This window comes from Caballeronia ptereochthonis, assembly GCF_001545075.1.
GTDB classification, from domain to species: Bacteria; Pseudomonadota; Gammaproteobacteria; order Burkholderiales; family Burkholderiaceae; genus Caballeronia; species Caballeronia ptereochthonis.
Map to the genome: position 1 here is coordinate 75,139 of NZ_FCOB02000018.1, position 24,373 is coordinate 99,511.

At 62.7% G+C, this 24,373-nt stretch carries 25 protein-coding genes; 21 read left to right on the forward strand and 4 right to left on the reverse strand.

The window, feature by feature from the left end; translation table 11 throughout:
* The first annotated feature begins 27 nt into the window (after positions 1-27).
* From AWB83_RS19715 to AWB83_RS19730, 4 genes are all read left to right on the forward strand, one after another.
* Complete coding sequence (locus AWB83_RS19715) at positions 28-744, forward strand: amino acid ABC transporter permease (RefSeq protein ID WP_087047298.1); 717 nt, start codon at positions 28-30, stop codon at positions 742-744.
* A gap of 21 nt (positions 745-765) precedes the next feature.
* A complete protein-coding gene (locus tag AWB83_RS19720; protein ID WP_087047299.1) occupies positions 766-1,410 on the forward strand; it encodes an amino acid ABC transporter permease in 645 nt (214 codons plus the stop codon).
* Positions 1,407-2,159, forward strand: coding sequence for an amino acid ABC transporter ATP-binding protein (locus tag AWB83_RS19725; RefSeq protein ID WP_087047300.1), 753 nt, complete (start codon positions 1,407-1,409; stop codon positions 2,157-2,159). The genes AWB83_RS19720 and AWB83_RS19725 overlap by 4 nt, the downstream gene beginning before the upstream one ends.
* An 83-nt stretch (positions 2,160-2,242) precedes the next feature.
* Positions 2,243-2,992: an IclR family transcriptional regulator gene (locus AWB83_RS19730; protein WP_087047301.1), complete on the forward strand. Its 750-nt coding sequence runs from the start codon at positions 2,243-2,245 to the stop codon at positions 2,990-2,992.
* Between the two features lie 434 nt (positions 2,993-3,426).
* On the opposite strand, the gene AWB83_RS19740 is transcribed toward AWB83_RS19730, so the two are convergent.
* A complete protein-coding gene (locus AWB83_RS19740) occupies positions 3,427-4,065 on the reverse strand; it encodes a hydrolase (RefSeq protein ID WP_087047388.1) in 639 nt (212 codons plus the stop codon).
* A 229-nt stretch (positions 4,066-4,294) separates the two neighbouring features.
* Between AWB83_RS19740 and AWB83_RS19745 the strand changes: the two genes are divergently transcribed.
* From AWB83_RS19745 to AWB83_RS19765, 5 genes are all read left to right on the forward strand, one after another.
* Positions 4,295-5,191, forward strand: coding sequence for a LysR substrate-binding domain-containing protein (locus tag AWB83_RS19745; protein WP_087047303.1), 897 nt, complete (start codon positions 4,295-4,297; stop codon positions 5,189-5,191).
* A gap of 137 nt (positions 5,192-5,328) precedes the next feature.
* Positions 5,329-6,138: a pirin family protein gene (locus AWB83_RS19750; protein WP_087047304.1), complete on the forward strand. Its 810-nt coding sequence runs from the start codon at positions 5,329-5,331 to the stop codon at positions 6,136-6,138.
* 64 nt (positions 6,139-6,202) lie between these two features.
* A complete protein-coding gene (locus tag AWB83_RS19755; protein ID WP_087047305.1) occupies positions 6,203-7,060 on the forward strand; it encodes a fumarylacetoacetate hydrolase family protein in 858 nt (285 codons plus the stop codon).
* A 31-nt stretch (positions 7,061-7,091) separates the two neighbouring features.
* The gene (locus AWB83_RS19760; RefSeq protein WP_087047306.1) at positions 7,092-8,888 is read left to right on the forward strand and encodes an FAD-dependent monooxygenase; all 1,797 of its coding nucleotides are present in this window, start codon (positions 7,092-7,094) and stop codon (positions 8,886-8,888) included.
* Positions 8,885-9,820, forward strand: coding sequence for a VOC family protein (locus AWB83_RS19765; RefSeq protein ID WP_087047307.1), 936 nt, complete (start codon positions 8,885-8,887; stop codon positions 9,818-9,820). Before AWB83_RS19760 ends, AWB83_RS19765 begins: the two co-directional genes overlap by 4 nt.
* A gap of 209 nt (positions 9,821-10,029) precedes the next feature.
* Here AWB83_RS19765 and AWB83_RS19770 read toward each other — a convergent pair whose 3' ends face one another.
* Positions 10,030-10,932, reverse strand: coding sequence for a pirin family protein (locus tag AWB83_RS19770; RefSeq protein ID WP_087047308.1), 903 nt, complete (start codon positions 10,930-10,932; stop codon positions 10,030-10,032).
* Between the two features lie 127 nt (positions 10,933-11,059).
* Here AWB83_RS19770 and AWB83_RS19775 point away from each other — a divergent pair, with 127 nt between their 5' ends.
* From AWB83_RS19775 to AWB83_RS19800, 6 genes are all read left to right on the forward strand, one after another.
* A complete protein-coding gene (locus tag AWB83_RS19775) occupies positions 11,060-11,965 on the forward strand; it encodes a LysR family transcriptional regulator (protein ID WP_087047309.1) in 906 nt (301 codons plus the stop codon).
* 250 nt (positions 11,966-12,215) lie between these two features.
* Positions 12,216-13,073 carry an intradiol ring-cleavage dioxygenase gene (locus AWB83_RS19780; protein ID WP_244197807.1) on the forward strand — a complete coding sequence of 286 codons (858 nt, stop codon included), beginning with the start codon at positions 12,216-12,218 and terminating at the stop codon, positions 13,071-13,073.
* Entirely contained in the window at positions 13,066-13,413 is a 348-nt protein-coding gene (locus tag AWB83_RS19785) for a YciI family protein (protein WP_087047311.1), read from the forward strand. Before AWB83_RS19780 ends, AWB83_RS19785 begins: the two co-directional genes overlap by 8 nt.
* Positions 13,414-13,427: 14 nt before the next feature.
* On the forward strand, positions 13,428-14,306 hold the full coding sequence (locus AWB83_RS19790) for an NAD(P)-dependent oxidoreductase (RefSeq protein WP_159463062.1): 879 nt from the start codon (positions 13,428-13,430) through the stop codon (positions 14,304-14,306).
* A 64-nt stretch (positions 14,307-14,370) separates the two neighbouring features.
* Complete coding sequence (locus AWB83_RS19795; protein ID WP_087047313.1) at positions 14,371-14,760, forward strand: nuclear transport factor 2 family protein; 390 nt, start codon at positions 14,371-14,373, stop codon at positions 14,758-14,760.
* 119 nt (positions 14,761-14,879) lie between these two features.
* The gene (locus tag AWB83_RS19800; RefSeq protein ID WP_087047314.1) at positions 14,880-16,253 is read left to right on the forward strand and encodes an amidohydrolase family protein; all 1,374 of its coding nucleotides are present in this window, start codon (positions 14,880-14,882) and stop codon (positions 16,251-16,253) included.
* 152 nt (positions 16,254-16,405) lie between these two features.
* Here AWB83_RS19800 and AWB83_RS19805 read toward each other — a convergent pair whose 3' ends face one another.
* On the reverse strand, positions 16,406-17,179 hold the full coding sequence (locus AWB83_RS19805) for a GntR family transcriptional regulator (protein WP_087047315.1): 774 nt from the start codon (positions 17,177-17,179) through the stop codon (positions 16,406-16,408).
* A 152-nt stretch (positions 17,180-17,331) separates the two neighbouring features.
* Entirely contained in the window at positions 17,332-18,012 is a 681-nt protein-coding gene (locus tag AWB83_RS19810; RefSeq protein WP_087047316.1) for a hydrolase, read from the reverse strand.
* A 398-nt stretch (positions 18,013-18,410) separates the two neighbouring features.
* On the opposite strand from AWB83_RS19810, the gene AWB83_RS19815 reads away from it, so the two are divergent.
* From AWB83_RS19815 to AWB83_RS19840, 6 genes are all read left to right on the forward strand, one after another.
* Positions 18,411-19,910, forward strand: coding sequence for a class I adenylate-forming enzyme family protein (locus tag AWB83_RS19815; RefSeq protein ID WP_087047317.1), 1,500 nt, complete (start codon positions 18,411-18,413; stop codon positions 19,908-19,910).
* The gene (locus AWB83_RS19820; RefSeq protein ID WP_087047318.1) at positions 19,907-20,671 is read left to right on the forward strand and encodes a citryl-CoA lyase; all 765 of its coding nucleotides are present in this window, start codon (positions 19,907-19,909) and stop codon (positions 20,669-20,671) included. The genes AWB83_RS19815 and AWB83_RS19820 overlap by 4 nt, the downstream gene beginning before the upstream one ends.
* Before the next feature lie 68 nt (positions 20,672-20,739).
* The gene (locus tag AWB83_RS19825) at positions 20,740-21,699 is read left to right on the forward strand and encodes a VOC family protein (protein WP_087047319.1); all 960 of its coding nucleotides are present in this window, start codon (positions 20,740-20,742) and stop codon (positions 21,697-21,699) included.
* Positions 21,700-21,758: 59 nt separating this feature from the next.
* The gene (locus AWB83_RS19830) at positions 21,759-22,406 is read left to right on the forward strand and encodes an alpha/beta hydrolase (RefSeq protein WP_087047320.1); all 648 of its coding nucleotides are present in this window, start codon (positions 21,759-21,761) and stop codon (positions 22,404-22,406) included.
* 25 nt (positions 22,407-22,431) lie between these two features.
* Complete coding sequence (locus AWB83_RS19835) at positions 22,432-23,490, forward strand: maleylacetate reductase (RefSeq protein WP_087047321.1); 1,059 nt, start codon at positions 22,432-22,434, stop codon at positions 23,488-23,490.
* 42 nt (positions 23,491-23,532) lie between these two features.
* Positions 23,533-24,246: an NIPSNAP family protein gene (locus AWB83_RS19840; protein ID WP_087047322.1), complete on the forward strand. Its 714-nt coding sequence runs from the start codon at positions 23,533-23,535 to the stop codon at positions 24,244-24,246.
* The last annotated feature ends 127 nt before the right edge of the window (positions 24,247-24,373 follow it).

Below are 24,373 nucleotides of genomic sequence, written 5' to 3' on the forward strand. Positions count from 1 at the left end.
TGAGACCGGAATGAGGGGGAGGCTGAAATGAGTTACGAGTGGCTGACGTTGTGGGGCTACGTCCCCGAGTTCCTGAAAGCCGGCTGGCTGACTCTGCAGGTGACGCTCCTTGCGTTCGTACTGGCGGTGCTCCTCGGTCTGCTGACGGCGCTGGCCAGTACGTCCCCGTTCGCCGTGGTCAGATTCATCGCCCGGGCTTACGTTGAAATCATCCGCAATACGCCGGTTCTCCTGCAGATCTTCATCGTGTTCTTTGGCTTGCCGTCGGCGGGAATCTCGCTGGACGCCTACTGGGCCGGCGTGATTGCGCTGGGTCTCAACGTCGGCGCCTATCTGTCGGAAGTGTTTCGCGCAGGCATTCAGTCGGTGCCGCGCGGGCAACTCGAAGCCGCGGGCATTCTCGGCCTCGAGCGCGGACAGATCTTCACCGAGATCGTATTGCCGCAGGCCGCCCGTGCGGTATATCCGGCGATCGTCAATTACCTGATCCAGCTGCTGCTCGGCACGTCGTTGCTATCCGCGATCGCATTGCCCGAGCTGACCGGCACCGCGACGGTCATCAACGCGCGGACGCTGCTCTACATCCAGACCTTCACAGTCGTTCTCGTCGTGTATCTGGTGCTGAGCAATGTGCTGTCATGGCTCGCAAGCCAGCTCGGCGCCCGGATGTTCCATCCACCCCTGATCGTCCGGCCGCGCACGCGATTCGGCGGTTTCACGTTCCGCCGCGCCAATCGCGCCTGATTCCCGAACCGGAGCCGGATCATGTCACTTGAATTGCTGAAAACCAGTCTGTCGATCCTGCTGCAAGGTCTGGTCACGACGCTGCTGCTGTCGATCGCGTCCATCATCGGCAGCACGCTGATCGGCCTGCTTGCTGCCGTGTTGCGAACGTTCGGACCGTGGGGCACGGACCGGATCGCGAAACTCTATACCGAGCTCTTTCGCGGCACGCCCGTCCTGATCACGCTGATGTTCATCTACTTCGGCGTCTCTTACTTCGGATATGCGATCGATGTATTCGCCGCCGGCGTGATCGGCCTGAGCGTGTATCAGGGCGCCTATATCGCCGAGGTGTTCCGCTCCGGCATCGAGTCGGTGCCGAAGGGGCAGTGGGAAGTCTCGCAGATTCTCGGTCTGTCGCGTACGCAGGCCTTCGGGTCCGTGGTGCTGCCTCAGACGGGAAGGATCGTGCTGCCGCCGCTCGTCGGTCAATATCTTTCGCTGATCAAGGACACGTCGATCGTCAGCATGATCGGCATGTCCGAACTGATGCACGGCGGGCAGGCGATCGTCGATCGCGTCGGCAAGCCCGTCGAGATCTACGGACTCGTCGCAGTTATCTACTTTGTCGTGTGCTTCCCGCTTTCGCAATGGGTGCGCCACCATGACCGCAGGAGATTGTCGTGAGCAATCAAAGCCAGACCAAGCCCGTCATTTCGCTTTCGGGCGTCAGTAAAGCATTCGGCGCGACGCGCGTTCTCAACGAGATCAATCTCGACGTGCGCTCGGGCGAGGTGCTCGTGCTCATCGGCGCGTCGGGTTCGGGCAAGAGCACCGTGCTGCGCATCATGGCAGGCCTGGAAACGACGGATTCCGGCGAAGTATGGGTCAACGAAGTGCCGCTGCATGACCCGAAACGCGCGCGCGAGATTCGAGGCCACGTCGGCATGGTCTTCCAGCAGTTCAATCTGTTTCCGCACAAGACGGCGCTCGGCAATGTCACGCTCGCGCTGATCAAGGCGCGCCGGATGAGTCCGGCCGATGCGCGCAAACGCGCGATGGAAGCGCTCGACCGCGTCGGGCTCGCGGAACGGGCGGAACATTACCCGAGCCAGTTGTCCGGCGGACAACAGCAGCGCGTCGCGATCGCGCGGGCGCTCGCCGTCGAGCCGGGCATCATGTTCTTCGATGAAGCGACCTCCGCGCTCGACCCCGAACTCGTCGGCGAAGTCACCGAAGTGATGCGCGGGCTCGCGCGCGACGGCATGACGATGGTCGTCGTCACGCATGAGATGGGCTTTGCGCGCAAGACCGCTGATCGCGTCGTCTTCATGGACAAGGGCGTGATCGCCGAGCAGGGCGATCCGGAGCAGATCTTCGTCAATCCCTCGAACGAGCGCACACGACAGTTCCTGCATCGAGTGCTCGACCATTGACGCACCGGACGCGGATGGCGCGTTTGCGCGTCCGGGCCATACAATCGCGTCACATGAAATGAACGCTCTCACGGAGTAAATGCATGGCTGTTACAGAATCGTCGCGAGCCAGGGGAGTGGACCGGGTCATTGCCATATTTCGGCAATTGCATCTGGCTCAGCGCCCGATGACGATGCGGGAGTTGATCGAAGCGACCGGTGCGCCGCGTTCGAGCATCTACGAACTGGTCGCAATTCTTGCCGAAGTCGGCTGGCTCGAGACCGCTGCCGATGGAAGCGTGTTCTTCGGACGGGAGATGCACTACTACGGTTCCGACTATGCCACGCGTAACGATCTGATCAGCCGCGCGCATCAGTCGATTCTCGCGCTGGTGAGGAAGTATGACGAAACCACGCAGTTGTGCATGCTAGAGGGCAACAAGTACACCGTGGTGCTGTCGGAGAACAGCGCGCGCCCATTCAACATCAGCTCGGACATTGGCGTGCGGGTGCCGATTCCGTGGACCGCCACCGGACGCCTGCTGCTCGGTCACATGAGCCCGGAAGAAATCCGCGCATTGATTCCGCGCGAGGACTTCATGCTCGACAACGGCGTGCTTGTCGACTTCGATGAATTCATGCGCGATGTCCAGCTCGCGAAGGATCAGGGCTATTGCTGCACCGAAGGATTGTCGAACGCGTTCCGCCTGTGCATGGCGGCGCCTGTCCGTGATCGCGGCGGATTGCCGATCGCGGCGTTGTGCTTCATGACCGGTCGCGATACGGATCCGGAAAGGCGGCAGGCAATGCTCGACGACCTCCTGCAGTCGGCGAAGGCGCTTTCGCACAGGTAGTGCTCAGGCAAAACGGCCCAATCTGGTTGATATCAGCGAAGGAAAATGACAACGCGAGCCGCAGATGACGATGTCGAAGAAAGATTGCGATCGCAGCTTCGGCGAATCAGTCAACTCGAGCAGGAAAATACGGCGCTCAGAGAAGTGAACGACATATTGCGGAAAGCCGTCGCGTACTACGCACCGGTTTGTGCTCGGTTGTTTGAGCGAGAGACGGCACCCTTGGGGGATTAGCAGATTCCGCCATTCCGACTTTCATGTCCGTCATGCCGCGCCGCGTAAAGTCTGAAGGAGCATCCCGGTAACGCCGGGTTCAGCATGGGCGGACGCTTGTCCAAGGCAAGCGCCCGCCCATTGACTGTCAATCGTCGAATTTCACTTCGCGCGTGAGCTTCGCGATGTCAGCCAGCACTTTCCTGCGCGCGCGGCGCATATCAGCTCCTGTCGTACGAGAACTGGATGCCGGCCGTGCCGCCGGTCTCGACGAAAAGGTTCACGAAGGCCGGGACGGTCTCGCTGCGTGCCCAGTCGCGTTGCAGCTCACAGAACAGCTGGGCGACGCTGATCATCTTGCCGCCTGCCTGCTCGATACGGCGCAACGCGGCCTCGTGCGCCGCGACGGACGTTCCGCCGACCGCATCGACCACGACGTAGACCTCATAGCCGGCTTTCAAGGCATCGAGCGCCGGGAAAGTCAGGCAGGCTTCCGTCCAGAGCGCGGTCATGATCAGCTTCTTGCGGCCGGTTGCCTCGACGGCCTTGCGGAATTCGACGTCTTCCCACGAGTTGATGCTCGTGCGATCGTAGGTCGGATAGTCGCCCAGCACCGCGCGCAGTTGCGGAATGGGCGGCTTGTTCAGGCCGGTCTTCACGTTGACCGTCGAATGGATGATCGGCAGCTTGTATGTGACCGCGGCCTTCGAGGTTCCCACGATGTTGTTGACCAGTTGCTGGCGATCCATCGACGCAATGGAGTTCACCTGGACCGGCTGGTAATCGATGACGATGAAGGCCGCATTCTGCGGCGTCAGAAGATGATCGTTCGCGGGATCGCGAACGGGTTCGCTTGCCATGCTTGTCTCCAGAATCAGTGCGGGAAGTGAGAGGGGATCTCCATGATCGGATGCGTCGCGCATCCGGTCTGCAGGCAGCGATGATCCTATGCGCACATCGAGCCGGCTTCCAGTCTCGAAAAAAGCCGTCTGTGTTCTATGAGCGGAACAACCGCGGGGGCTTCCGCGCAGGGGCCTGTCGCATCTCGATACCTTAAGATGCCTTTATTGTTCTGGAGAAGGAACAGTAATGGACGACTTGAACGACATCTTCTACTTCGTGAAAGTGGTCGACAACCACGGATTCACTCAAGCCGGCCGCGCGCTCAACGTGCCGAAGTCCAAGCTGAGCCGTCGCATCGCCGAACTTGAAGCCAGGTACGGCGTGCGACTGCTGAACCGGTCCACGCGGCATTTTTCGGTGACGGAGACCGGACGGGAGTTCTACGAGCGCTGCATCGCCGTGCTCGTGGAAGCGGATGCCGCCCGCGAGGTCATGGAGCGCAGGCTTTCGGAGCCTCAGGGCGTGGTGCGCATGAGTTGCCCCACGACGCTGCTCGAATACCGCATCGGGAATCTGGTGGCCGACTTCATGATGCAATACCCCAAGGTGCAGATCCTTCTCGATGCAACGAATCGCCGGGTCGATGTCCTGGGCGAAGGCCTCGATCTCGCGCTGCGCGTCCGTTTTCCGCCGCTCGAAGACAGCGGGCTCGTCATGCGCGTGCTGTCCGGAAGCCCGCAGCGTCTCGTTGCCGCTCCGGCGCTCGTCGAGCGGCACAGAAAGGTCGCGCATCCCGCGGATCTCGTCGGCATGCCGAGCCTCGACTGGGGACCGCAGCGCGATCATGCATGGGATCTGCTCGGACCGGAGGGAACGGAAGCCCGGGTGAGCCACACGCCGCGCTACATCACCGACGATATGACGGTGCTTCGGCAGGCCGCCCTGAGAGGCGTGGGCGTCGTGCAGATGCCCTGCATGGTCGTCGAGGATGAGCTCGAAAAGGGCGGCCTGGTCGACGTCGTGCCGGGCTGGACGCCCAAGGGCGGGCTGGTACATGCCGTGTTTCCTTCGCGCAGAGGCTTGTTGCCGGCCGTGCGGCTGCTCATCGACCATCTCGCCACGCATATACGCAAGGATGAGTGATCGCTCGCCGTGCGATGACCGGCTGAGCCCCGCGCATCGATTGTTCCTTCGATAGGACACTGTGTACGGCCGCGCAATCTACCGCCGCCGCCGGCCAGTTTCTATTCTTCCTTCGTCGAACGAGCCGGAGGTTCACGATGAAGAAGATTCTTGGCACATATGGCAATTCGGTCGCGCACTGCGATGCGCCCGGCTTGCCGGTGCGCACCTTGTTCTCCCATCAGTCGATGGGCGACTACGTCGACCCGTTCCTGATGCTGAACCACGCGGGGCCCGCGTACCTCGTGTCAGCGGAAAAGTACCCGGAAGACGGGCGGCGCTTTCGGGACGGCGTCCAGAAGATCACGCTCGTGTATCAGGGCGAACTGGAACGAACCGGCCCGAGCGGCTGCGGCGGCCGGCTGGCCGCCGGCGACGTGCACTGGATGACGGCCGGCGCGCACGACGCATGTGAGCGGTCTCAACTACACGGCATGCAGGAGTGGGTCCAGCTTTGGGTCAATGTCCCCGCAACCCACCGGCAGGCCATCTTCCATCCTCGGACCTTCGCGGCAAGGGACATACCCACGGTCCCGCTTCCCGACTACGCCGGGCACGTGAGGATCATCGCGGGCAACTACGCGGGGGTACGCGGACCTGCCCACACCTTTACGCCGATGGACGTCTGGGACGTCAGGCTGAATCCGGCAAGCACCACGACGTTGCGTGTCGCTGCGGGCCGGCCGCTGGTTCTCGTCGTGCTGCGCGGCCGGATCACGGTCAACGATGATCCGCGGCCCGTGAACGAAGCTCAATTGACGCTGTTCGATCGCGAAGGCGCCGATGTGCGGATCAAGGCCGAGACACATGCCACCATGCTCGCGCTGAGCGGCGAGCCCATCGCCGGATCGGACGCCGGGTCCACACGCGACGCGGCACGCGATCGCGCGATCTCCCTCGTTCACTAGACCACTCGCCAACGGTCGAGCGAGGCCTCGACCTCCCTTCACGCTGATAACACATGGAGATCCAATGCGGTACATCCACTTTTCTCCCGACAACCGTCGCCGGCTGCTCGGAGTCGTGCAGGGCAATACGATCCGCTCGCTCGGCGAAACAACCCTCGATGACCTGCTCGCGCGTGGCGTCGACCTCGCATCCTGGGGCGCGTCGCATCACGTGGACGGCGAGGAATTCCCCCTCGGCTCGGTGACGTACCTGCCGCCGCTCGCACGTCCTGGCAAGCTGCTTTGCATCGGGCTCAACTACGCGGATCACACGAAGGAAAGCCCGTATGAGCAGCCGGACTATCCGACGATCTTCCCGCGCTTCAACTCCAGCCTGATCGGCCACGAGGCTCCGATGATCCGGCCGCGTATTTCCGATTCGCTCGATTTCGAGGGAGAGCTGGCGGTCATCCTCGGCAGCGGAGGCCGACATATTCCGAAGCGGCGTGCGCTCTCCTGCGTCGCGGGTTATTCGATCTTCAATGACGGTTCCGTGCGCGAGTACCAGTTCAAGTCGCCGCAATGGACGGTCGGCAAGAACTTCGACGGCACGGGCGCCTTCGGCCCGGTGTTCGTCACCGCCGACGAAGTGCCCGCGGGCGGCGCGGGCCTGAAGCTCGAAACGCGCCTGAACGGCGAGGTCGTGCAATCGGCGAATACGAGCGACATGCTGCACGACGTCGCTTCCCTGATCTCGATCATCAGCGAGGCGATCACGCTCGAAGCCGGCGACGTCATCGTGAGCGGCACGCCCGCCGGCATCGGCTGGGCGCGCGAGCCCAGGCTGATCATGCGTCCCGGCGACGCATGCGAAGTCGAGATCGAAGGACTTGGCGTATTGCGCAACGTCGTCGTCGACGAAGACGCTGCGATCGAGCGCTGAACGATCGTTGCATTCCCCTGAAGGAGGAGACATGAGAAAGATTCGCGTCCCGGTTTTCGTGGTGGGTGCGGGGCCCGCCGGACTCACGGCCGCCGCATTGCTGGCGAAATACGGCGTCGAGGTGCTGGCGATCACGCGCTATCCCGGCACCGCCCATTCGCCTCGCGCGCACATCACGAATCAGCGCACCGTCGAGGTATTTCGCGATCTGGGCATCGAGGATCGCGTGCGCGCTCTGGCCATGCCCCAGGAGCTGATGTCGAACAACGTCTGGGCGACGAGCTTCGCCGGCACGGAGATCGCCCGGCTGCAGACGTGGGGCACCGGCATCAGCCGCAAGTCCGACTACGAGGCGGCGAGTCCGTCACACATGTGCAATGCTCCGCAGCACCTGCTCGAGCCGGTCATCCTGTCGGCGGCGCGCGAATATGGCGCAAAGGTGCTCTTCGACACCGAGCTGGTGTCCATCCGGCAGACCGAAGAGGCCGTCTATTCGCGGCTCGTCGATCGCGTGACGGGCGAAGAGATCGAGGTGATCTCCGACTACGCGGTGGGCGCGGACGGCGCGCAGAGCGTCGTCGTCAGGGATCTCGGCTTCGAGATGGACGGAGAGATGGGGCTCGGCTGCGCGGTCAATTGCTGGCTGGAAGTCGATCTGGCGAAGTACACGGCGCATCGTCCGGGCGTGCTGTACTGGATGGCCCAGCCGGGCAGCGACTACTGGGTGGGCAGCGGCACCTGGATCTGCGTGCGCCCGTGGAACGAATGGGTCCTGCTCTTCATGTACGACCCGAAAGAGGGCGAGCCCGACCTCAGCGAGGAAGCCGTGATCGCGCGCGCCCGCGCCACCATCGGCGAGACGGACATTCCCGTTCGCGTAAAGGCGGTTTCGAAGTGGACCATCAACCGGATGGTCGCGCGCACCATGGTCAAGGGACGCGTCGCGATCGCCGGCGATGCCGCGCACCGGCATCCGCCGGCCAACGGGCTCGGCTCGAATACGTCCGTGCAGGATGCATTCAACCTGGCATGGAAGCTCGCGATGATCGTCAAGGGGCAGGCTTCCCCCGCGCTCCTGCAAACCTATTCGGACGAGCGTCAGCCGGTTGCCCAGGGCGTCGTGAACCGGGCGATCAAATCGGTCGGTGAGATGCTCCCGATCGCGAATGCCCTCGGCTTCTCGCAAGGACAAAGCGCCGCGGACGGCTGGGCCTCGCTCAACGAGTTGTTCTCGGACTGCGAAACCGGCAAGGCGCGCCGCAAGGCGCTCGCGCAGGCCGTCGAGCTGCAGAACTATCAGTTCAACTGTCACGGCGTCGAGCTGGGGCAGCGGTACGACTCGGCGGCGATCGTACGCGATGGCGCGAACTTCCCCGCCCCCTCGCGTGACCCCGAGCTGTACTACCAGCCCACCACGACGCCCGGAGCGTATCTTCCGCATGCGTGGATCGAGCGCGAGGGCGAGCGGGTTTCGACGCTCGATCTGGTCGGCAAAGGCGTGTTCACGGTGCTCACCGGAAGGGGTGGGCAGGCATGGCTCGATGCGGCGCGACAGGTCGCCGACGAGTTCGGCATCCGGATCGATGCGGTGTCGATCGCGCATGCGACCGAGACCTTCGATGCATACGGCCAGTGGGCCGCGCACAGCGAGATCGAGGATGACGGCTGCCTGCTGGTGCGGCCGGACCGCTTCGTCGCCTGGCGCTCGGTCAGGCGCGCGACGGACCCCGCGATGGAATTGCGACGCGTGCTCACGCGGATCCTCGGCACGGCGCCGCGCGCATCGAGCGGCATGGACGCGCATGCCGAGACGGGAGTCGAGTCATGACATCGACAACGATCAGCCGCGCGCGTTTCGGCATCCACTCGATCGACCATTTCGCGCTCGATGTGCCGAATCTCGACGAGGCGACGCGCTTTCTCGACGCCTTCGGCTTCCGGCTGGAGCCGCGGCCGGGACAGTTGCTGCTGCGCACGCCTGGAAGCGACCACGTGTGGGCGAGGGTCCGCGAGGGCGGCCGAAAACAGCTCGCGTATCTGGCGCTGCACTGTTTCGCCGACGACTTCGCTCCGCTGTGCGAGCAGGTCCTGAACGCCGGTGGAACGGCCGCCGAGCCTGCGCGGCTCGCGCCGGACGACGGTTTCTGGTTCCACGATCCGGACGGCAACCTGCTGCAGCTGAAGCCCGGCGTAAAGACGTCGCCCGGCTGCAAGCCGGTCGCGCGCCGGGAGCCGGCGCCTTTGCGTTCGCGTGGCGCGTCCGCTCGCGCCGATGCGCCGCCGACGCGGCCCACGCGGCTGTCGCACGTGCTGATGTTCACGCCGGACGTGCGCCAGGCGGTCGCCTTCTACGAGCGCTCGCTCGGCCTCGCGCTTTCCGACGGGTCCGAGGGTATCGTCGCGTTTCTGCACGCGCGCCACGGCAGCGATCACCATCTGGTCGCATTCGCGCAGGGGGCGGCGAAGGGCTGGCATCACAGCGCGTGGGATGTCGCGACCATCGATGAGGTCGGAGTCGGCAAGATGCAGATGCAACGCGCGGGCTATGTCGAAGGGTGGGGCGTGGGGCGGCACGTGCTCGGGTCGAACTACTTCCAGTATGTGCGCGATCCCTGGGGTTCCTACTGGGAATATTCCGCCGATATCGACTACGTCGGAGCGGGCGTCGAGTGGCCGAGCGGCAATCATCCGCCCGAGGACTCGCTGTATCTCTGGGGGCCGGACGTGCCGGCGTATTTCTTCGAGAACACCGAGGCCTGATGCTTGAATAGCGAATGCGGCGAAGTGCGTTCGATCACGACAGCCGCATTCGGCTCGAAGGCGGCCGCCGCATGCGTCCGGATTTGACGGGATCGCTTCAGACCTGCTTCTTTTCGGCGTCGAGAGGGCCGCGCTCTTCAATGAGGAAGGCCATGAGAGCGCGGACCTTCGTAGTCTTCTGGAGGCTACGTCGTGCCGTAAGTCCGTCGTCACCTGGGACTGGGCGCGTCGGATGTCTGTTTCGCTGCCGGCCGCGCCTCCCCGAAGCGTCCGCTGTTGAAGTCGCGCACGGCCTGACTGATTTCCTCGGCCGAATTCATCACGAACGGTCCATAGGCGACGACCGGCTCGTCGATTGGCTCGCCGCTCAGCAGCAGGACAGTGGCGTCGTTGACTGCCTCGATGCGCACGTCAGTTTCCTCGCGTCCGAATACGACCACCTGACTGGCGTTGACCGACTCCTCTCCGTTGACCAGCACTTGGCCGCTCAACACCACGAGCGCCAGCGACCTTCCGGCCGGCAGCCTGAAATCAGCGGAGCGCGCACCCACGAGGCGCACGTCCCAGACGTCGAGCGGTGTGTAGGTCAGCGCGGGGCCTTTCTGTCCGCCATAGCTGCCGGCGATCACCCTCACGCGCCCTGCGCCGCCGGGCAATTCGACTGACGGAATTGCGCCGTCGTGCAGCGTTTGGTAGCGCGGCGGGACCATCTTCTCGCGAGCGGGCAGATTGACCCACAACTGCACCATCTCCAGCGTGCCCCCATTCTTCGCGAAAGCAGGCGAATGAAATTCCTCGTGAAGGATGCCCGAACCGGCGGTCATCCACTGCACGTCCCCAGGACCGATGAGGCCTCCGCCGCCGGACGAGTCGCGATGCTCCAGCTCGCCCTGGTAGACGATCGTCACCGTCTCGAACCCACGGTGCAGATGCTGCCCCACGCCTCTGCGCGCCGAAGTCGGAGCGAAACGCTCCGGCCCGGCATAATCGAGCATCAGGAACGGGCTGAGACCGCTGCCGACAGCGGAATGAGAAAACAAGGTACGAACGGGGAAACCGTCACCGACCCAATGAGAGCGGTTGTTCGTATAGGTGCCGAGAATCTTCTTCATGATGATGTCCTTGAATGCGACACAAGATCGCGTTTGCATCTTCATAAAGTAGGGCAGTCGTCTCTCTTTCAGTAGAGGGCGCTGGTTATCCACTGTGTCTCACCAATGGAACGATCGGACATAGGCGATGCAGGATCTCAACGACCTCTATCTCTTCGCCCAGGTGGTCGACCATCAGGGTTTCACCCCGGCCGGGCGGGCGCTCGGCATGCCCAAGTCGACGATCAGCCGGCGCATCGGGCTCCTGGAAGAGCGCCTCGGCGTGCGGCTCCTGCAACGATCGACGCGCCGGTTCGGGATCACCGAAATCGGCCAGATCTACTACGGCCATTGCAAGGCCATGCTGATCGAAGCCGAGGCTGCTCAGCAATCCATTGACTTCAACCGCTCGGAACCGCAGGGCGTGGTGCGTCTGACGTGCCCCGTGGCGCTGCTTCACGCGCGCATTGGCGCCGTGCTGGCCGAGTTCATGGCTGAAACACCCCGCGTGACCGTCCATCTGGAAGCGACCAATCGCGTGGTCGACGTGATTGCCGAGGGGATCGACGTCGCGATCCGGGTCCGGCCGCCGCCGTTGAAGGACAGCGATCTCGTGATGCGCATGCTGGGAGAGCGCAACTGGTGCCTCGTTGCGGCGCCGGCGCTCCTGCAACAGCACCGCGATCCGGCCGCGCCCGCGGATCTGGCCGAATTGCCGACTCTCGATTTCGGGCCGCCGTCGATCGAGCACGTGTGGCACCTTGAAGGCCCCGATGGTCTGTCGGCCGCCGTTCGCCATGTGCCACGGTTCATCACCGACGACATGATCGCGCTGCGGCAGGCCGCTGTCGCCGGTGCGGGCGTCGCACAGTTGCCGGTCATGATGGTGACCGATGAACTCATGAAGGGCACCCTCGTCAGGCTCATGCCCGAGTGGCGTCCGAAGAGCGGCATCATTCACGCCGTTTTTCCTTCGCGGCGCGGACTGATGCCCTCCGTGCGAAAGCTGATCGATTTTCTTGCCGAGCGGTTGGGGCGGATCGACGAGGCATAGAAAAAAGACGCTCAGGCCCGTCCCCGCGCCAAACGCTTGCGCGCCCCGCGCATTGCCATCGGGCGAAAAATCCCGTCGATCCGAGGAGCGTCATCGGCGCTGCGATGCCGGTCCAACATCTCGCCTTCCAAGGGTTACTACGAATGTTCGAACATTCGTAGGAAGTCGTATCGTCCGGTCCATGGATGGGCATGAGCCATTGAACACGGAGCATGTCCAATAATCGATACATGGAGAAGCGATGAGAAACATGACCGAAGCCGATCTGACAGAGGTAGTGCTGGAACGCTATGCGAGCACGCCTGATCCTCGCCTGCGTACCTTGCTCCATGCACTGATCCGTCATCTCCACGCGTTCGTGCGGGAGGTGCGGCTCACCGAGGATGAGTGGATGGCAGCCATCCGGTTTCTGACGCGCACGGGACAGATGTGCGATGACAAGCGCCAGGAGATGATTTTGCTATCCGATAACCTGGGTCTTTCCGCACTGGTCAACATGGTCAGTGCGGGCGTGCCCGAAGGCGCAACCGAGTCCACGGTGATCGGGCCGTTCTATGTTCCCGATTCGCCGCAACGCGAATGGGGCGAGTCGGTGCTGCTGCGCGAAGGTGAAGATCCTGTGCTCGTGATTCACGGGCGGGTGCTCGGGCCGCAAGGTGAGCCGGTACCGGATGCGGTCATCGAAATCTGGCAAACGGACGCAAACGGCATGTATGACATACAAGACAGGTCGCAGCCGGAGAACAATCTGCGCGGCTGGTACCGAGCGCGCGAGGATGGCACGTTCCTGCTCAAGACGATCCGTCCGACTTCCTATCCGATCCCGACGGACGGCACCGTCGGCGAGTTGCTGCACGCGAGTGCCCGGCATCCGTTTCGCCCTGCTCACATTCACGCGATGGTGTCCGCACCAGGCTATCGCCAACTGACGACGCATCTGTTTGACGCCGAGGATGCGTATCTGGATTCAGACGTGGTATTCGCAGTGAAGTCGTCGCTGATCCGAAAGTTCGAGCGCAACGAGTCCGCCGAAGCAGCCGCTCACTGGGGCGTGCGCGCGCCCTTCTGGGAGTTGAGCAACGACTTCGTGCTGAGCCGCAATGGGTGAGGCAATGTACTTCCTCGTGTATGCAACCGATCGTCCCGCCGCCCATGCGCTTCGCGCGCGGACGAAGTCACGGCATAGCGCGCACCTCGACGCGGGGTCGACCGATGTACGCGTCGTGCAGAGCGGTCCGTGGCTCGACTCGAACGGCGCGGAGGTCGGCTCGTTGCTCATCATCGAAGCCGATACCGCGCATGCGGCAGAAGCGTTCGTCAATGCCGATCCCTATGCGCAGGCCGGGATCTTCGAGCGGGTCGAGATTCATCCATGGCACTGGCGTCGCGGCAATCCGTTTCTCGTGCGCGATGTACCGGCAGCCGCAGATCGTCTCAAACAAGCCTGACGGAGCTGATTGTCATGAACATCATGTGGATCGGCTACGGGAAGATGGGCGAGCCGATGGCTCGGCGCGTGTCGGACGCAGGACACACGTTGCTGGTGGTCGACGCGAGTATGGCTCGTCGCAATCTGGCGCGCGAGCAGGGATTCTCAGTCTCGGAACCCGAGCATGCCGATGCGGCTGCCGCAGATCTGATCGTCACGTCGTTGCCGAACGACGCCGCGGCACGACTCGTACTGACAGGTGACGTGGACTTGCTGGCCAGAGCGCGTCCGGGCACGGTGCTCATCGAAACGAGCACGATCTCGGTGGGCGCGTCGTCGGCAATCGCAAAGGCGTGCGGCGAGCGCGAGGTCGGCTACGTGCGCGCGCCTGTGTCGGGATCGATCGCCGCAGCAGGCGACGGCACGCTCACATCCTTTATTTCCGGGCCCGCTCAGGCAAGAGCGCAGGCGCGGACGCTGGTCGAATGCTACGCATCGACGGTAATGGAGATCGGCGACGCGGAGCAGGCGCGGGTGATGAAGCTTGCGATCAACCTCATGGTTACCACGATCGTGGCGAGTCTCGGCGAAGCATATGTCCTGTGTGTCAAAGGCGGCATTGCACCCGGAGCGGCGCTCGACGCCATCGGCGCAAGTGCGATCGGCTCGCCGCATCTGCGCTTCAAGGCAGCCGCGCTCGCGCAACGCGACTTCACGGCCGCATTCACGGTTGCTCAGATGCGCAAGGATCTTCAGTTGATTCTGGACGGCGCGCGGGCGTATGGATCGCCCGTGTTCCTCGGTGCGGTGGTCGACCAGATCATGGCGGCTGCCGAGGCATCCGGTCATGGCGAGGAGGACTATCTGGCTTGCGTCAAGGTCATCGAGGACATGGCGGCAACTGCCGCCTGAGCGATTGGCGTAACGCTTCGGATCGCACTGAGGGCGATTCAATCAAACACCGAGGGATGAAACCATGAACGACGAACGCCATGACCCGGAGATCATCCGGCAGCTCGAGGATGCGCGTTACGAGGCAATGCTGGGCAAGGATACCGGAGCGCTCATGCGTCTTCTCGACGAGCGACTGATCTACATGCATTCGAGCGGCGTGACCGATACCAGGGGGAGCTACCTGGACGGGCTTCGTTCGGGCCTATGGAACTACCGGCAAATCGGGCGAAGCGACGTCCGCATCGAGGTCCAGGGCGACGTAGCACTGGTGTTCGGAAAGCTGGCTATCCAGTTGATGTCGAATGACAGCCTCAAGTCGTTCGAAACACGCGCCCTGGCCGTCTGGTATCGCAGGCAGGACAGGTGGCAATTGATCGCGGTGCACTCCGGAGCGTTGTCCGCTGCGCCATAACTTGCCGCCGCCTGCCGGGAGATCGGCTAACTCATGCGCCAGAGGATTTGTATTCCGTCGGACTGCGTGTGAGTTGGCTCGTACCGGTCTGGACCCTGAGCGACCTATGGAGAATTTTGATGGCACATCGAACCTTGATCCGCAATTCGAGCATCATCAGTGTGGACCCGGCAATCGGCAATCTCGACAAGGGCGACGTTCTGATCGAAGGAAAGCATATCCGCGCGGTCGGACGCAGCCTCGATGCATGCGACGCGCAGGTCGTCGATGGCACCGGCACGATTCTGATGCCAGGCATGATCGACACGCATCGCCACATCTGGCAGACCACGCTGCGCAATATCGCCGCAGACTGGACGCTCGACCAGTACTTCGCCGGAGTTCGCGGGCAACTTGGCGAGCACTTTCGCGCAGAGGACATCTATATTGCAAATCTGGCAGGTGCGTATGAGGCGCTGAACGGCGGCGTGACCACGGTGCTCGACTGGTCGCACAACATGAACACCCCGGCGCATACCGATGCCGCCGTCGAGGCATTGAAGGCATCGCACGGTCGTTTTGTGATGTGTTATGGCAACTCGAATGAAGAGTGGCTGCCGGTAAGTAGTCTGCCGACATCTCAAGACGTACGGCGCGTGAAGCTGCAGCATTTTTCGTCGTCCGACGATCTCGTGCAACTTGGCATGGCGCTGCGTGGCCCGCAATACGCGACAAAGGAGGTTACACGCGACGACTGGGCGCTCGCGCGCGACCTTGATGCACTGATCTCCGTGCACGTCGGCGACGGCGCATGGGGTAAGGGGCGGCCCGTCGAGTGGCTGATGCAGAACGGTCTGCTCGGTAACGACGTGATCTGCTCGCACTGCAACTCGCTCTCCGACGACGAGTTCGAAATGATGGCCGGCTCGGGCTGCTCGGCGTCGATGACTCCGGAGATCGAACTGCAGATGGGGCACGGCTGGCCGGTGACGGGGCGACTCCTGAAGGTTGGGATGAAACCCACGCTCGGCATCGATATCGCGACTTGCAACAGCGGCCATCTTTTCCAGACCATGCGCACCGTGCTGCTCGTCGAGCGCGCGTGGGCGCATGACCGCGCGGACCGCACGGGCACGACGGTGGAGCGTCTGCCCGTCGATACGCAAGACGCAATCGAATTCGCGACGATCAATGGGGCGAAGGCACTGCGTCTCGACCACCGGATCGGCTCGATCACGCCGGGAAAGGAAGCGGATATCGTCATGATCCGCGCCGACAACCTCGAGATGGTGCCGCTGAACGACCCGGTGGGCGCGGTCGTGCTGGCCGGCCATCCGGGGCTGGTCGATTCGGTCTGGGTAGCGGGACGCGCGGTAAAGCGCCACGGGAAACTCGTTGACGTCGATGTGCCGCGCGTGCTTGGCGAACTCAGCCTCTCGCGCGACCATGTACTGTCCAAAGCAGGCGTGGCGCCCGGGGAGCGCTTCGTCCCGGCCCCCTACGAGGCACGTTGAAACCCAACCGGCCGACAGGGAATGCGCAACTGTCGGGGGAGGGCAATTGCAGACCGACTATCTGGTCGTGGGCGGCGGCAGCACGGGCGCGGCCGCGGGTTGTGCTGCTCGAAGCCGGCAGTGACACGCAGGCCGCGCGAAGCGGCCGATCGTCATCCGCCGCTCTGGGTCAACTGAAAGGACATCGAGTAACTAAACCGGCTCGCCGGATGAATGCCGGTCGTGACCTCGATCACCTTGTCGCGCACGAAGTAGCTCCGAACGATGCGCAGTCCGGCAGAGCCTTGCTTCACCTGAAGCACATCTGCCTGACATCCTTCGATCAACAGCCCCTGAATCTGCTGCTCGACGCGCGTGACCTTGATTCCGTGCTGTTCCTCGATCATGGTGTACACGGGCTTGTCGAGCGTCTTGGATAGCCCGGTCAGTCGGCTGTAGGCAGAATCCACATAGATGTCCACCAGTGCGATCGGTTCCTTGGCGGCTTCGCCGCCATAGCGCACGCCTTCGAGATGCAGCCATTTGCTGCCCGGGGCGCAGCGCAGGAGTTGGGTCAGGGACGCGTCCGCTTCCATCGTCCGGCGCGTATTCACCCGTAGACGCGTGCCTTTGGCATAAAGAGCAAGGTCAGACAGAGAGTCCATCGACTGGACATAGCGCGTCTGAGGGCGATCAGCCATTACTGTCGTCCCCACTCCTGCCTGACGGGTGATGAGACCAAGGGCGCACAGTTTCTGGATCGCCTGGCGCACGGCATAGCGGCTCAAGCCCCATTTGGCGCACAACTCCGCCTCGGTCGGCAGCATATCTCCGACCGCAAAGCGGCCGTCGCGTATGTCCTGCATGAGTGAGCGAGCAAGATCGAGGTGGCGCGGCTGTGGCGCGTCGAGCATCAGCGATTCGCGGTCGTCCTGGAAGGTCGGCATGGAGCGGGTTCCCGACAATGAACGGCCTTCCTGGCCGTGACCCGACCAGTATAGCAGCAGCCTTCGCCTAAATCCGAATGTTCGAATCTTACTCCCGGAGAGGCAGGACTTGGCCTATCGCGCCAGTTGCCTCAACGGGCGGAGAACATTCTTCAGGCGCGCGCCGAGTCCAGCTGTTCGCCATTTCTCACGATGTCTTGCGCCTTGGCATAGCTTTCGATGAGCAGCCGGTATGGAGGAAAGATCAGCCCGTAAACGTCCGCCCATTGCTGCGCGTCGGGCCGGTGCCAGGTCTGCTGCAATTCTGAAGCGACCGAGGCCGTGTCCATCGGCACGACGCCTGCCTGAACCACGCGAGCCAGGGTAATTTCCTGGGCCATTTTCGAATACGTTCCCGAGGCGTCGACCACGGCGAAGACCTTGAACCCGTCGTGAACGGCGGATATCGCGGGGAATGCCATGCACACGCTGGTGATCGTGCCCGCGATGATCAGCGTCTTGCGGCCGGTCGCCTTGACGGCCTCAACGAATTCCGGGTTATCCCAAGCGTTGATCTGGCCTTTGCGAGCGACATACTTCGCATGAGGCGCGGTCTCATGGATCTCAGGAATCAGCGGGCCGTTCGGACCCTGCGGCACTGATGCCGTGGTGATCACGGGGATGTTGCACAAAGTAGCGATCCTTGCGAGCGCGATCGCGTGATTACGCAGAACCGTTGCCTCCATATCCTTGACGGTCTGAAACAGCCCGCTCTGGTGATCGATCAGCAGCATCGCGGCATCGTTGGGATCGATGACGGGGCGCTGTCCCTTGAAGTTTGCTGGTGCGGTCATCGCAGGTTTCTCTCCTGAAAAACGCGGTCTACAAGTCGGGCTTCGTCACCGTGCGCATGAGCACCAGGGCTTTGAGATGGTGACTACGGCCGCAGTAATTTCGAACGAACGCGAAAAGGGTAGGGGATGCCCGGCGGCGAAGGAAGGCAGCGAGGACTGTCCTCAGCGTCTCATTTATGGAACGAGCTTTTCGACGATGATGACCTCGGGCCGTGCTTGAATGGACGTCCGACGGCCCTTTCACCGTCGCTCCCCAAGACGACCCGCCCACACGATTTGAGCATTGAGCATCGTCGACGTAGGGAAACTCCGAATGTTCGAACATTCGAACGAACAATAAATTTGGATGCAACGAGGCGGTAATGACGCCCGTACCTTCTGACTCTGGAGAACCCCGCATGTATCCGATTGATTTTCTCTGGCGTGCTGTACAGCGCCATCCATATCGGACGGCAGTCGTGAGTCCAGCCGGCTCTCTGACGTTCACCGCACTTGCCACCGAGGTCCTGCGACGCGCCCGTGCCCTGGTCACGCTCGACCCGCAGCCGCGCAGCCGCGTCTGTATCGGTGCGGCGAACTCGGTTGATCATTTGCTGACCCTGCTGGCCGTTCTGGCCGCGGGCAAGGTGTGGGTGCCTTTGAACCCTCGCAATGGCGATCCCGAATTGCAGCGCATCGTCGAGTTCGTGGAGCCGTCGCTGGTGCTTGCTGACGACGCAATGTTCGACCGGCTCAACGGCGTGGCGACGCCGGTGCGCAGGCTCGGCGAACTGGCCAGTTGTTCACGCGATGTCTCGTCCGTTGCGTTCGGACCGTATGCACCGGGAACAGTGAGCCTGGAGGATGCACAGGCGATCAAGTTCACCGGCGGTTCGACAGGGCAGCCGAAAGGCGTCATTCAACCGTTGCGTGCGTGGAATACGAACATTGCGACGCAGATCCACGAACTGGGTCTGACTCCCGCGGACCGCTACCTGGTCGCCGCGCCGATCACGCACGGCACATCGACCTATATGCTTCCGCTGCTGGGCGCCGGCGGGGCACTGATCTTTCCGGAGCATACAAAGCCGGCCGGCCTGCTGGACGCAGCCAGCGAGCATGGCGCGACGGTCTTTTTCGCCCCGCCGACCCTGATTCTCGCCCTCGTCGAGGAACAGCGCCGTTCGCCGCGCGAGTTGCGTGCGCTTCGCTACCTGGTGTATGGCGGCGCCCCGATGCGGCCTGAACAGATTCGCGACGCACAGTCCGTGTTTGGCCCGGTGGTCTGTACATCCTTCGGACAGACCGAGGCGCCGCAAATCATCACATTCCTGCCGCCGGCGGAAATGACCGGTGAGTATCTGACGTCGGTCGGCAGGCCCACGCTCCTGACGCGAGTGGCGATCCTCGACAATGAAGGCTATCCACTACGGCCAGGCGAAGAGGGCGAGATTGCGGTGCGCGGCGGCCTTGTCATGAGCGGCTATCTGAATGCCGAAGAAGAGACACGCAAGACACTGGTGGACGGCTGGTTGCGCACGGGTGACGCAGGCGTCTTCGATGAGCGGGGCTATCTGTTTCTGCGCGATCGAATCCGCGACGTGATCATCACGGGCGGCTTCAACGTCTATCCCGGCGACGTCGAAGTCGTGCTGTCAAACCATCCCGCGGTGGCGGAGTGCTCGGTGGTCGGCGTCCCTGACGCGAAGTGGGGGGAAGCGGTGCACGCGGCGGTGCAGTTGCGCCCGGGCATGAAGGTGAATTCCGACGAGCTGATTGCCCTTGTCAAACATGAGCTGGGGTCGGTGAAGACGCCCAAGCACATTCACTTGTTTGAATCACTCCCGCGCAACGCGGTCGGGAAAATTACGAAGCCAGCGGTGCGAGAAGCAATCCTGGACCAATGGAGCCACTCATGAACGGGCGAGACGGAACAGACATTCCTCACACGTCGTTGTGCCGTTACACCACCGACGCCGTCTTCTATCGCGAAGATGACCTGGTGCGCGACCTCCTCGGCAAGGCCACGTTCGTCGACGTCTTCCTGAAGCAGACGTTTGGCTATTTGCCGAATGCCGCGCAACGCCGCATCGTCGATGCGGTGCTGGTGACGCTGATGGAACACGGCATGACGCCGAGCGCAATCGCAGCGCGCATGATCTATTCGAGTTCGCCGGAAAACCTGCAGGCGGCAGTCTCGGCCGGCCTGCTCGCCGTGGCGAGCCGTTTTGTCGGCACGATGGAACCCGCTGCCCAGCTTCTCGAACGCATCGTCGCAGCCGGGGAGCATGCGGCGGACGAAGCCACGCGGATTGCCCAGGACTACCGATCGCGCCGCGCGGCGGTTCCGGGCTTTGGCCATCATCTGCATCGTCCGGATGATCCGCGTGCCTTAGCACTGTTGAGCCTGGCGCGCGAGGTGGGTACTTACGGCGAGCGTTGTGCGGCGCTCGAGGAACTCGCCGCCAAGGTAGACGCCGCAGCGGGACGCCACATCACGATCAACGCAACGGGAGCGATTGCCGCCTTGCTTGGCGACATTGGTATTCCCGTTGCGCTGATGCGCGGTTTCGCCGTACTCAGCCGGACCGCAGGGCTCATTGCCCACATCGCGGAGGAGCAGCAGGACCCCTCTGGCCGCTTCATCTGGGACCTCGTCGACGCGAACATGACGGCTTAGTCCGCCGGTGCATTGCGCCATCAGACCGACGTGCGCCCCGTCACACTCGATTATTCAAGGAGACAACCATGACCAATATCAACCAGTCGATCATGCGCCATCATCACATCACCCTGTGCGTGGGAACGGCGCAGCAGGATTACGACTTTCACACGAAGGTGCTTTCGCTGAAAAGCGTGAAGAAGACGCTGATCTACGATGGAACGTCGCCGTTCTACCACTTGTATTACGGTAATGACCTTGGCGAAGAAAGTACTCTGATCACCTGTTTTCCGGTCGGACATTTCGGTCGCAAAGGCCAGCGTGGCGCAGGCCAGGTTGGCAGCCTTGCACTGTCGGTGCCCGTGTCCGCCATCCCATTCTGGGAAAAGCGGCTCGCGAGGCATGGTTTCGACGTGCGGCGCTCGGAGCGCTTCGGCGAACAGGTCCTGTCATTCTCACACCCGTGCGGCATCCCGTACGAGCTGATCGGCATCGAGGACGATGCGCGCAAACCCTATTCGAATGGCGAAGTGCCTGCGGAACTGGCGATCCGTGGACTGCACACGATCACCGTCAATGCTCGCGACATGGAGTCGTCCCGGGAATTCATGCGGCAGGGGTGGTCCGCGTATGACATCGCGCAGGACGGAAAATATGCGCGGTACGCGTTCGGTGAAGGCGCCTCCGGCAAGTACGTCGATTATGCGTTGGAACCGGGTCTTCCTCAGGCGAGCTGGACCTACGGCGAAGGAATCGTGCACCACTGCGCGTTCCAGGTGGCCGACCGCTCGGTGCAGGACAGGGTCAAGGCAAATCTTGAAGGCTTGGGCTTTACGGACACGTCGGAGCGCAAAGACCGCGGCTATTTCGAGTCGATCTATGTCCGAACGCCGAGCGGCGCCATGTTCGAGGCAACGGTCTCGAAACCCGAGGGCTTTCTGATTGATGAGCCGTATGAAAAGATGGGCCAGACGGTTCAACTGGCGCCTCAATTCGAAAGCCAGCGCGCGACGATTCTCGAATCCCTTGAAGCGCTGAACTATTGAACCGTCACGGCTGGCGACGATGTGACCGCCAGCCGCCGCTGTCACGGCAGATTGCGAAAATGAAGAATCCTCATCTCGTTGTTCCGGTGGTCGAGTACGGTGCGCCGGTCGAGGACGCAACACTGGCGGTGATCCTCGTGCATGGACGTGGCCAATCGCCGGACTGGATGTACGAAAACGTCGTACGCCGGTTCGACGTCAGGAACCTCGCATGGAGAGCGCCGGCGGCCGGGGATTCATCGTGGTATCCGGAGCGGTTCATTGCACCCGTCGAGTTGAACGAGCCGCGGCTTTCATACGCACTCGCATGCGTGGACGCCGTGTCGGAAGACCTCAGGAGGCGGGGGATGCCATACGAGTCGCAGGTCTTGATGGGTTTTTCACAGGGCGCCTGTCTGTGCAGCGAATTCGTATGGCGAGCACAGCGCAGGTATCGCGCACTCGTGTCATTCACAGGCGCGCTGATTGGCCCACCGGACACGGTGCGCGATCCGTCAGCTTTCTGCTTCGAGAATATGCCCGTGCTTTTTTCGAGCTGGGATCAGGATCCTTACGTGCCCGCGGGTGAGGTGGAGAAGTCCGCCGAGCTTTTTAGAAAGGCAGGGGCCGCCGTCAAGGTGCGCGTTGATCCTGGAACCGAACACGGCATTCGCGACGCTGAGATCGGATATGCGCGCAGCCTCGTCGATCCGGGTCGTTCCAACTAACATCCTATTAAACGGACTCACTACCATGCGGTCTTTCGTACACGAAACCCGCCCGGCCCGTGTCGTGTTCGGCAACGGAAGCCGCCAATTGCTACCGCGCGAGCTCGACCAGCTAGGCATCCGGCGTGCAATCGTGATCACCACGCCCGAGCAGGTCGGACTCGGCCAGCAGGTCGCGGAGATTCTCAAGGACCGGTGCGCGGGCGTGCTGAACAAGGCCGTGATGCATGTGCCTGTCGACGTCGCGCGTGCAGCGATCGAGGCTGCCCGCCAGCTCGGCGCTGACGGCTGTGTCGCAGCCGGCGGCGGATCAACGATCGGACTTGCGAAGGCGATCGCACTCGAATCGAATCTCCCGATTCTCGCGTTACCGACCACGTATGCGGGTTCGGAAATGACGCCGCTCTACGGTGTCACCGATGGCGGTGAAAAGAGAACGGGGCGTGACTGGCGTGTGATGCCGCGCGGCGTGATCTACGACCCTGAGTTGACACTTTCCCTGCCGGTCCAATTGAGCATGACGAGCGGCATGAATGCGATTGCGCACGCCGCCGAAGCGCTTTACGGGCCTGACGGTAACCCGATATACAACCTGATGGCGGAAGAAGGTATCCGTGCGCTGGCGGCAGCGCTGCCGCGTCTGCATGAAGCGTCAAGCGATCACGACGCGCGCAATGAGGCCCTATATGGAGCCTGGCTGTGCGGCACGGTCCTGGGCAATGTCCAGATGGGGCTGCATCACAAGCTGTGTCATACGCTCGGTGGCAGTTTCAACCTGCCGCATGCGGAAGTGCATACGGTGATCCTGCCATACGCACTTGCCTACAACGCCTCGTCCGCACAGCAGGCGATGACATGTATCGCCCGCGGGCTGCGTGGGGAGGAAGCCGTTGGAGCGTTGCGCGCCCTCAGGCGGTCACTGGGTGTGCCGCATTCCTTGCGGGAGCTGGGCATGCCGCACGATGGACTGGACCGGGCCGCCGATCTGATCGTCGCAAAGCCATATCCCAATCCGCGGCCGGTCGAGCGATCCGCAGTCAGGGAGTTGCTCGAGCGAGCCTACGCGGGCGTCGAACCCGCCTGAAGCGGTATCGGCCGATAAAACTTTTCTGGAGGTGTATGAGTCATGCTGATCGAGCATCGCGCCTACACGCTGCGACTGGGCACGACGGAATCGTTCTGGGACGCCCAGCGCGAGCGCGGGGCCGATGGCCTGCGTCCGATCGTTGAGCGTCTGATCGGCGCCTTTGCGGCGCGAAGTGGCGCCACCGATCAGATTGTCAGCCTGTACCGCTACGACAGCTTCGAAGACTGGCAGGTTCGCCTGCTCGGACTGTATGGGCAGGCGGACCTGCAGTCTTACTTCCGTGCGGTCAGGACGCTCATCGTGTGCCAGGAGACGAAGTTCCTCGTGCCGGCGCCCCTGCCCGATCTGGCGGTTCACTGGGGCAACGGACGGGACTGGCTGCCGAAGGTCGGACCGGTTTTTGCAGCACCGCGGGCGCTGAGCGTAGTTGAAGAGCTCACGCTCAGCCTTGTCGCCGGCGGGGTTCCCGAGTGTTGGAAAGCATTTCGCGAGCATGGGTTACACGACGATTCCATTGTGGCGTCCGGACTGTTCGGTGTGTTCAGCACCATCGCCGGCACATTGAACCAGGTCCTTTTATATCGTTGCTTCCCGGACTTCGAAGCATGGTCCGCGTATCGAAAGCGTCTTGGCGAATCCTCATGCTGGAAAGGCATCTTGCATTCGCTCGCGCCGCTGACGGTCGACGCTACGACGAAGCTCCTCGAACCCTCCAGGGTGGCGGACATGTCGCCGTTGTTCGAGGCACCCTGAGCGCGCAACGGCGTGGAAGAGTTTCCCGAGAAGAGCGCCCGGTCCGATGGGACGCAATTCACGCTGCAGTGACGTTGTGAGCCATCCGTCGCCTCAAGGGGAGGCTCACGCCTGTCTGGTGGCGAGT

Bases quoted from the DNA above. Each gene is read 5' to 3' on its own strand.
- AWB83_RS19750 (WP_087047304.1), top strand. From the start codon at position 5,329: ATGAAGAAGATTCTTGGCACATATGGCAATTCGGTCGCGCACTGCGAT.
- AWB83_RS19790 (WP_159463062.1), top strand. From the start codon at position 13,428: ATGAACATCATGTGGATCGGCTACGGGAAGATGGGCGAGCCGATGGCT.
- AWB83_RS19815 (WP_087047317.1), top strand. From the start codon at position 18,411: ATGTATCCGATTGATTTTCTCTGGCGTGCTGTACAGCGCCATCCATAT.
- AWB83_RS19820 (WP_087047318.1), top strand. From the start codon at position 19,907: ATGAACGGGCGAGACGGAACAGACATTCCTCACACGTCGTTGTGCCGT.
- AWB83_RS19775 (WP_087047309.1), top strand. From the start codon at position 11,060: ATGCAGGATCTCAACGACCTCTATCTCTTCGCCCAGGTGGTCGACCAT.
- AWB83_RS19840 (WP_087047322.1), top strand. From the start codon at position 23,533: ATGCTGATCGAGCATCGCGCCTACACGCTGCGACTGGGCACGACGGAA.
- AWB83_RS19715 (WP_087047298.1), top strand. From the start codon at position 28: ATGAGTTACGAGTGGCTGACGTTGTGGGGCTACGTCCCCGAGTTCCTG.
- AWB83_RS19805 (WP_087047315.1), bottom strand. From the start codon at position 17,179: ATGCCGACCTTCCAGGACGACCGCGAATCGCTGATGCTCGACGCGCCA.
- AWB83_RS19745 (WP_087047303.1), top strand. From the start codon at position 4,295: ATGGACGACTTGAACGACATCTTCTACTTCGTGAAAGTGGTCGACAAC.
- AWB83_RS19765 (WP_087047307.1), top strand. From the start codon at position 8,885: ATGACATCGACAACGATCAGCCGCGCGCGTTTCGGCATCCACTCGATC.
- AWB83_RS19800 (WP_087047314.1), top strand. From the start codon at position 14,880: ATGGCACATCGAACCTTGATCCGCAATTCGAGCATCATCAGTGTGGAC.
- AWB83_RS19810 (WP_087047316.1), bottom strand. From the start codon at position 18,012: ATGACCGCACCAGCAAACTTCAAGGGACAGCGCCCCGTCATCGATCCC.
- AWB83_RS19760 (WP_087047306.1), top strand. From the start codon at position 7,092: ATGAGAAAGATTCGCGTCCCGGTTTTCGTGGTGGGTGCGGGGCCCGCC.
- AWB83_RS19795 (WP_087047313.1), top strand. From the start codon at position 14,371: ATGAACGACGAACGCCATGACCCGGAGATCATCCGGCAGCTCGAGGAT.
- AWB83_RS19720 (WP_087047299.1), top strand. From the start codon at position 766: ATGTCACTTGAATTGCTGAAAACCAGTCTGTCGATCCTGCTGCAAGGT.
- AWB83_RS19835 (WP_087047321.1), top strand. From the start codon at position 22,432: ATGCGGTCTTTCGTACACGAAACCCGCCCGGCCCGTGTCGTGTTCGGC.
- AWB83_RS19830 (WP_087047320.1), top strand. From the start codon at position 21,759: ATGAAGAATCCTCATCTCGTTGTTCCGGTGGTCGAGTACGGTGCGCCG.
- AWB83_RS19730 (WP_087047301.1), top strand. From the start codon at position 2,243: ATGGCTGTTACAGAATCGTCGCGAGCCAGGGGAGTGGACCGGGTCATT.
- AWB83_RS19755 (WP_087047305.1), top strand. From the start codon at position 6,203: ATGCGGTACATCCACTTTTCTCCCGACAACCGTCGCCGGCTGCTCGGA.
- AWB83_RS19770 (WP_087047308.1), bottom strand. From the start codon at position 10,932: ATGAAGAAGATTCTCGGCACCTATACGAACAACCGCTCTCATTGGGTC.
- AWB83_RS19740 (WP_087047388.1), bottom strand. From the start codon at position 4,065: ATGGCAAGCGAACCCGTTCGCGATCCCGCGAACGATCATCTTCTGACG.
- AWB83_RS19785 (WP_087047311.1), top strand. From the start codon at position 13,066: ATGGGTGAGGCAATGTACTTCCTCGTGTATGCAACCGATCGTCCCGCC.
- AWB83_RS19825 (WP_087047319.1), top strand. From the start codon at position 20,740: ATGACCAATATCAACCAGTCGATCATGCGCCATCATCACATCACCCTG.
- AWB83_RS19780 (WP_244197807.1), top strand. From the start codon at position 12,216: ATGACCGAAGCCGATCTGACAGAGGTAGTGCTGGAACGCTATGCGAGC.